1 protein-coding gene is annotated in these 8,627 nt (G+C 74.2%); it reads right to left on the reverse strand.

Annotation, left to right across the window (positions count from 1 at the left end):
- On the reverse strand, positions 1–8,627 hold an 8,627-nt coding region (locus AN218_RS02695; protein ID WP_476755950.1), incomplete at both ends, for a type I polyketide synthase.

Genomic DNA, 8,627 nt, shown 5'->3' on the forward strand with positions numbered 1-8,627 from the left:
CGTCGTGGCCTGCGGCGACGACGGCCGCACGGTATTCGAAGGCTGCGCGGGTGGTGGCCGTGGAGAACGCCAGGTCCGCGAGTGCCGCACGTGTGGACGTAGCACCGGCTTCGCCGGACGCGGCGGCGCCGTAGGTCTCCAGCCGGGAGAGCAGCGAGGCGGCCTGCTCCCGCAGGGCGGCCGGGGTGCGGGCGGAGACCAGCACCGGCACCGCGCCGGGCGTGCGGGCGGGCGCGGGCGGAGTCTCGACGGCCGGGGGTGCCTCCTCCAGGACGAGGTGGGCGTTGGTGCCGCTGGCCCCGAAGGAGGAGACGGCGCCGCGCCGGGGGGTGCCGCGCTCGGGCCAGGCGGTGCGTGCCGTGAGCACTTCGACGGTTCCGCTGCTCCAGTCCACGTGGCTGGTGGGCGCCTCGACGTGCAGTGTCCGCGGCAGTTCGCCGTGACGCATCGCCATGACCATCTTGATGACGCCCGCCACGCCGGAAGCGGCCTGTGTGTGCCCGATGTTGGACTTCACGGTGCCCAGCAGCAGCGGACGGCCGGGCTCGCGGTCCCTGCCGTAGGTGGCGAGCAGCGCCTGCGCCTCGATGGGGTCGCCCAGGGTGGTGCCGGTGCCGTGCGCCTCGACGGCGTCGACCTGTGCCGGTGAGACGCCCGCGGTCTGAAGGGCCTGGCGGATCACCTTCTGCTGGGCCGAACCACTGGGCGCCGTCAGGCCGTTGGAGCCGCCGTCGGAGTTGACGGCACTGCCCCGCATGACGGCCAGCACCCGGTGCCCGTTGCGCCGCGCGTCGGAGAGACGTTCGACGACGAGCATGCCGACGCCTTCGGACCATCCGGTGCCGTCGGCGTCGTCGGAGAACGCCTTGCAGCGGCCGTCGGGCGACAGTGCGCCCTGTGCGCTGAACTCGATGAAGCCGACCGGGGTGGACATGACGGTCACGCCGCCCGCCAGTGCCATGGAGCACTCGCCGGAGCGCAGCGCCTGCGCGGCCAGGTGGAGCGCCACCAGCGACGAGGAGCAGGCCGTGTCCACGGACACCGTGGGCCCGTTGAGGCCGAAGCTGTAGGCGAGGCGTCCGGACAGCAGGCTCGCCGACTGCGCTGTCTGCCACTCCTGGCCGACGAGTTCGGCGGGTGCCCGGTATTCGCCGGTGCCGCCTCCGACGAACACGCCTGTCTGGCTGCCGCGCAGCGCGGACGGCGGTATGCCCGCCCGTTCCAGCGCCTCCCACGCGGACTCCAGCACCAGCCGCTGCTGCGGGTCCATCACGAGCGCCTCGCGGGGCGAGACGGAGAACAGGTCGGGGTCGAACTCGGCGGCGTCGTGCAGGAATCCGCCCTGCCGGGTCACGCTCTGCCCGTCGAAGAGGGCGTCGAGGTCCCAGCCGCGGTCGGCGGGCATCTCGCCGACGGCGTCGGTCTCCTCCGCCAGCAGGCGCCACAGGTCCTCCGGGGAGCGCACGCCTCCCGGGTAGCGGCAGGCCATGCCGACGATCGCGACGGGTTCGTCGGCGGCGGGCCGCGCCGGGACCACCGTGTCGGGCCGCGGAGCGGGCGCGCCGTCGCCGAGGATCTCCGTGAGCAGGTGCGCGGCGAGTTCCTGCGCGGTGGGGTGGTCGAAGACGAGCGTCGCGGGCAGGGGCAGCCCGGTGCCGGTGGCGAGGCGGTCGCGCAGGTCCACTCCGGCAAGGGAGTCGAAGCCCAGGTCGCGGAAGGGCACTGCGGGTTCGACGGCGTCGGGCCCGGCGTGTCCCAGTACCTGTGCGGCCTTCTCCCGTACGAGGTCGAGGAGTTCGCCGATGCGTTCGCCTTCGGGCAGCCCCGCCAGGCGGGTGCGCAGCGCCTCCGCGGTGCCGGCGGCCTCCCGGCGGGCGCCGCGAGCCTCCTCCAGCGCGCGACGCGCTTCGGGGACGGAGGTGAACAGGGTGCTTCCGCGGTCTTCGGCGAAGGCGGGCGCGAAGGTCTCCCATCGCACGTCGGCGACGACGACGGCGGGGCCGTCGCAGACCACGGCGCGGCCGAGCGCCGCCAGGGCCGGTTCGGCGTCCATGGCGGGCAGCCCGCTGAGGCGCAGGTGGTTCGCGGCGGACGCGTCGGTGGTCTCGGCCCAAGGGCCCCATGCCACGCAGACCGCCGCGTCGCCGCGTGCGCGTCGCGTACGGGCGAGTGCCTCCAGGGACGCCCCGTGGGCGGCCTGCGCGTACTGCCCTCGCAGGCCCCACGCGCCGGCGACCGAGCCGAGCAGGACGAACGCCTCCAGGTCGCGGCCGGCCAGGGCGGCGTCGAGGGTGGCGGCGGCCGTGGGGCGGGAGTCCTCCGCGAAGCCGCCGCCGTCGGCGGGGTCCGTCCCGTCTCCGGCGTATACGACGGCCGTCAGCGGTGCCCCGTCGCCGATGCTCTCCAGTACGGCGGCCAGCTCGTCGCGTTCGCGCAGGTCGCAGGGGGCGAGCGTGACGGCGGCGCCGAGCGCCTCCAACTCCGCGGCCAGTTCGTCGGTTCGGGGTCCGGCGACGGCGTCGCCGCCGGTCAGCACCAGCCGCTCGGCTCCCTCGCGGGCGAGCCAGCGTGCGACGTGACCGCCGAGGGGGCCGGCCGCGCCGGTGAGCAGCACCGTGCCGGACGGCGTCCATCCGGCTGTGGCGACGCGCTCGGCGGCCCGGGTCAGCCGCCTGCCGTAGGTGCCGTGGTCACGGACGGCGATCTGGTCCTCGTCCCGTCGCGACACGGCCGCGGCGAGAGCGGCGGCCGCGGTGCGGCCGGGGCGCTGGGGCAGGTCGGCCAACCCGCCCCAGCGTTCGGGGTGTTCGAGCGCGGCGACGAAGCCCTCGCCCCACGTGGCGGCCTGCACCGGGTCGGCCTCCTCGCCGTCGTCGACAGCGGTGGCACCCCGGGTGACGCACCACAGCGGTGCCGTGACGCCGGAGGCGTCGAGGGTCTCCAGCAGGGCCGACGGGCGGGCCGTGGCGGGGAGGGCCGTGGTGCCGGTGGCGGGAGTCAGTGACACCACGGCACTCAACTCACCGGCCGCCGCGGCCGTTTCACGCAGTTGCCGTACGAAACGGTCCTCGTCGTCCGCGTCCTGGGGGGCGCGGACGGTGTGGGCGCCGAGCGCCTCGACGACGCCGGCCACCCACTCCCCGGCATCTGTTTCCTCGCCGTCGACGACGGCGGGAAGCAGCACCAGCGCCGGCGTGGCGGGGACGGGGGCGGCCCAGGCCGCGTCGTGCTGCGGGAGGGGCTCCCACGTCACTTCGTAGCGCCATCCTCCGGCGGCGGTCCGCGCGCGGCTGCGGCGGCGCCATGAGGACAGGGCCGGGGCGAGGGCGCCTGCCGTGGTCTCGTCCAGGTCGAGGACGGAGGCGAGGGCGCCGGGGTCGTTTTCCTCGACGGCGGACCACAGTTCGGCGTCGGCCGGGTCGGCGCCGGGGACGGCGGGGCCGGCGGCTTCGGGCCAGTACCGCTCCCGCTGGAAGGCGTAGGTGGGCAGTGCGACGCGGCGGGCGCCGGTGCCCTCGAAGTACGCCTCCCAGTCGACGCTGCTGCCCGGCGCGTGGAGGAGGGCGAGGGCGGTGGCCAGCCCGGCCTCCTCGCCGCGGTCCTTGCGCAGTGCCGGCACGACGAGGGCGTCCGCGGGCAGGAGGGCGGCGGTGAGCGCCGACAGTGTGCCGTCGGGGCCGAGTTCGAGGACGGTGGTCACGCCGTCGTCGTGCAGCGTGCGGACGGTGTCGTCGAAGCGTACGGGTTCACGGACCTGCCGCACCCAGTACTCCGGATCACACACCTCCCCCGGCACCGCCACCGGAATCCGCGGCCGCCCGAACGACAGACCCGCCACCACCGCACGGAAGTCCTCCAGCATCGGCTCCATCAACGGCGAATGGAACGCATGCGACACCCGCAGCCTCCGCGTGCGATGACCCGCCGACTCCAAGTGGGCGGATATCGCCTCGACTTCACTCTCCACACCCGCCACCACGACAGACCGGGGACCGTTGACCGCCGCCAGCGACACCCCCTCCGTCAGCAACGGAACAACCTCGTCCTCCGCCGCCTCCACCGCGACCATCGCGCCACCCTCCGGCAACGCCTCCATCAACCGCGCCCGCGCCGAAACAAGCGCACAGGCATCCTCAAGGGAGAAGACCCCCGCCACATGCGCCGCCGCGATCTCACCGATCGAATGACCCGCAAGATGATCAGGGCTCACACCCAGCCACTCCACAAGCCGGAACAACGCGACCTCGACCGCGAACAAAGCAGGCTGCGCCCACCCCGTACGACTCAGCAGCCCCGCATCCTCACCCCACACCACATCCCGCAACGGCCGCTCCGAAACAACATCCACATAAGCCGCCACCGCATCGAACGCCTCCGCAAACACCGGAAAACGCTCATACAACTCCCGCCCCATCCCCAGACGCTGACTCCCCTGACCCGCGAACACCACCGCCGTACGCCCACGCACCACGGAGCGCCGGGTCCTGGCGGCTTCGGTGATCGGGCTGCCGGCGCCGGTGCCTTCGGCGAGCAGCACGGCGCGGTGCGGGAACGGTGAGCGGCTGGTGGCCAGGGAGTAGCCCACGTCCAGGGGCGTGAGCTGCGGGTTGCGCGCCAAGTGCGCTTCGAGGGCGGCCAGTTGCTCGTGGAGGGCGTCCTCCGTACGTCCGGACACCAGCAGCGGCACGGCGGCGGGCCTGGCGGCCGGGGCCGTCTCCGTCTCCGTGTCCTGCGTCTCCGCCGCTTCGGGGGCCTGCTCGACGACGACGTGCGCGTTGGTCCCGCTGAGGCCGAAGGCGGAGACGCCGGCGCGGCGCGGGCGTCCCCTCTCGGGCCAGGCCACGGCCTCGCCCAGCAGGGCGAGAGCTCCGGAGGACCAGTCGACGTGGGAGCTGGGGGCGTCGACGTGCAGGGTCTCCGGCAGCAGTCCGTGACGCATCGCGAGCAGCATCTTGATGACGCCGGCGACGCCGGCCGCGGCCTGGGAGTGCCCGATGTTGGACTTCACCGACCCCAGGTGGAGGGGCAGTTCGCGGTCCCGCCCGTAGGTCTCCAGCAGCGCCTGCGCCTCGATGGGGTCGCCCAGGGTGGTGCCGGTGCCGTGGGCCTCGACGGCGTCGACGTCGCCGGGTGCCAGGCCGGAGTCGGCGAGGGCCTGCCGGATGACGCGCTGCTGCGAGGGCCCGTTGGGAGCCGTCAGCCCGTTGGACGCGCCGTCGGAGTTGACGGCGGAGCCCCGTACGACGCCCCACACGTCGTGCCCGTTGCGCAGCGCGGCCGACAGCGGTTCCAGTACGAGGACGCCGACGCCCTCGGACCAGGCGGTGCCGTCGGCGCCGTCGGCGAACGCCTTGCAGCGCCCGTCGGGTGCCAGGCCGCCCTGGCTGGTGAACTCGATGAAGGACTCGGGCCCGGACATCACCGACACGCCGCCGGCGAGGGCGAGTTCGCATTCGCCGGTGCGCAGGGAGCGCAGTGCCCAGTGGAGCGCGACCAGCGAGGAGGAGCATGCCGTGTCGACGGTGACCGCCGGGCCTTCCAGCCCGAGCACATAGGCGAGCCGTCCGGACATGATGCTGGCGGTGGTGCCGGTGGCCAGGTAGCCGCGCATGTCCTCGTCGACGCCGCGGCGCAGCACCGATTCGTAGTCCTGTCCGTTGGTGCCGACGAAGACGCCGGTGCGCGAGCCGCGCAGATTGCCGGGGTCGATGCCCGCCCGCTCGATCGCCTCCCAGCTCGTCTCCAGCAGCAGCCGCTGCTGCGGGTCCATCGCGAGGGCCTCGCGCGGTGAGATGCCGAAGAAGGCGGCGTCGAAGTCGGCTATGCCGCTGAGGAATCCGGCCTCGCGGGTGGCGGAGGCGCCGCCGGCCAGAGCCGCGAGGTCCCAGCCGCGGTCCGCGGGGAAGGGGCTGACGCCGTCGCGGCCCGAGGCGAGCAGGTCCCACATCTCCTCGGGGCCGCTGACGTCGCCGGGGAAACGGCAGCCGATGCCGACGACGGCGACGGGGTCGTCCCCGACGGCTCCCGATACGGCCGCCGCGGGCGCGAGCGAGGGTACGGCGGTCGCCGGTGCCGAGGGCTCGGACTCCCCCGTGACGTGGGCGAGTTCGGCGAGTACGAAGTCGGCCAGGTCCAGCGGGCTGGGGTAGTCGTAGACGACGGAGGCCGCCAGGCTCAGACCGGTCGCGGAGGCGAGCCGGTTGCGCAGTTCCAGCGTGGTCAGCGAGTCGAAGCCCAAGTCGCGGAACGCACGGTCGGGTTCGACGTCGCGGGTGTCGGCGTGGCCGAGGACGGCGGCGATCTGGCCGCGTACCAGGTCGAGTACGGCCCGTTCGCGCTCGGCGCCCGACAGTCCGGTCAGCTCCTGCCGCAGCCTCGGTTCGTCGTCGGCCACGGCGCCGCCGGCGGTGGCGCGCAACTGCCGTACTTCGGGCAGCTCCTCGACGAGGGGCGCCGAGCGCAGTCCGGCGATCGCGGGGTGGAAGCGGTTCCAGTCGATGTCGGCGACGGTGAGGGCGCACTCGTCGCCCTCGACGGCCTGCCACAGTGCGTCGAGAGCCGGCTCCGGCCGCATGGGCGTGAATCCGCCGCGGCGCAGCCGGTCTTCGACGGCTTCCCTCTCGCCGGCCATGCCCGCGCCGGCCCAGGGCCCCCAGGCGACGGACGTCGCGGGCAGTCCCTGTGCGCGGCGGTACTCGGCGAACGCGTCGAGGTAGGCGTTGGCGGCGGCGTAGCTGCCCTGCCCCGCGGCGCCGAGGACGGCGGCGGTGGAGGAGAACAGGACGAACGCGTCGAGTTCGCCGGTCAGTTCGTGGAGGTTCTGTACGGCGGCGGTCTTGGCGGGCAGCACGGCCGCGAAGTCCGCGGGGGTCAGGTCCTCCACGAGGGAGTCCTCGACGACGCCGGCTGTGTGGACGACGGCGGTCACGCTGTGGCCGGCGAGGACGGCCGCGAGGGCGTCCCTGTCGGCGGCGTCGCAGGCCGCGAAGGTCACCTGGGTTCCGGTGGCCGCCAGTTCGTCCGCGAGCTCCGCGGCTCCGGGTGCGTCGTGGCCGCGCCTGCTGAGCAGCAGCAGCGAACCCGCGCCGGAGGCGGCCAGTGAGCGTGCGACGTGTGCGCCGAGCGCGCCGGTGCCGCCGGTGATCAGCACGGTGCCGTCGGGGCGGAGGCGGTTCGGTGCGGTGCTCCGGGAGGACGCGGGACGGTGGGCGAGGCGGCGTGCGTAGACGCCGGAGGCGCGGACGGCGACCTGGTCCTCACCGTCGCCGGAGGCCAGTACGCCCGCGACGCGGTTGAGGGTGTGCCGCTCGGGCCGCTGCGGCAGGTCGATCAACCCGCCCCAGCGCAGGGGGTGTTCGAGGGCGATGACACGGCCCAGGCCCCACAGCGCTGCCTGTTCGGGGCTGTGGAGGTCCTCGGAGCGGCCGATCGAGACAGCGCCGCGGGTGACGCACCACAGGGGTGCCTCGCATCCGGCGTCGCTGAGTGCCTGCACCGCGGTGACGGTGCGGCTCAGGCAGGCGGGCACCTCGCCGTGGTCCCCGTCCGCGGCGAGCAGGGAGAGTACGCCGGCGAACCGCGGCCCGTCGGCGAGGAGTTCGCCGACGCGTGCCGCGAGTTCCTCCCGGCTGTCCGCGGCGGTCTCCAGCACGGTGGTGCGGGCTCCGAGAGCCGCGGTGACCTCGCTCGGGTCGTGGCCCTGGGGCGTCAGGACGAGCCATTCACCGGTGAGGGTGCCGGTGGCGGTGACCGGCCGCCAGTGGACGCCGTAGCGCCGGCCGTCGAGAGCGGACTGCCGCTGCTTGCGGCGGCGCCATGAGGACAGGGCCGGGGCGAGGGCGCCTGCCGTGGTCTCGTCCAGGTCGAGGACGGAGGCGAGGGCGCCGGGGTCGTTTTCCTCGACGGCGGACCACAGTTCGGCGTCGCCGGAGCCCGCGTCGGCAGGCTCGGCGGTCGCGGGTGCGGCGGGCTGGAGGGTCTCGGCGTCGGGCCAGTAGCGCCTGCGCTGGAAGGGGTAGGTGGGCAGGTCGACCCAGTGGGCGCCGGAGCCCTCGAAGAGGGCGTTCCAGGCGACGGCGGTGCCCCGGGCGTGCAGCCCGGCGACGGCGGCGAGCAGGGCGTGCTCCTCGTCGCGGTCCTTGCGCAGCGCGGGCAGGAGGTGCGCTCCTGTTTCCGTGGCCCGCTCGTGTGCCATGCCGCACAGGACGGCGTCGGGGCCGAGTTCGAGGACGGTGGTCACGCCCTGTTCGAAGAGGGCGGTGACGGTGTCGTCGAAGCGTACGGGTTCGCGGACCTGCCGCACCCAGTACTCCGGATCGCACACCTCCCCCGACACCGCCACCGGAATCCGCGGCCGCCCGAACGACAGACCCGCCACCACCGCACGGAAGTCCTCCAGCATCGGCTCCATCAACGGCGAATGGAACGCATGCGACACCCGCAGCCTCCGCGTGCGATGACCCGCCGACTCCAAGTGGGCGGATATCGCCTCGACTTCGCTCTCCACACCCGCCACCACGACAGACCGGGGACCGTTGACCGCCGCCAGCGACACCCCCTCCGTCAGCAACGGAACGACCTCAGCCTCGGCCACCTCCACCGCGACCATCGCGCCACCCTCCGGCAAC

The sequence above is a fragment of the Streptomyces nanshensis genome (genome assembly GCF_001751255.1).
Classification (GTDB): domain Bacteria; phylum Actinomycetota; class Actinomycetes; order Streptomycetales; family Streptomycetaceae; genus Streptomyces; species Streptomyces nanshensis_A.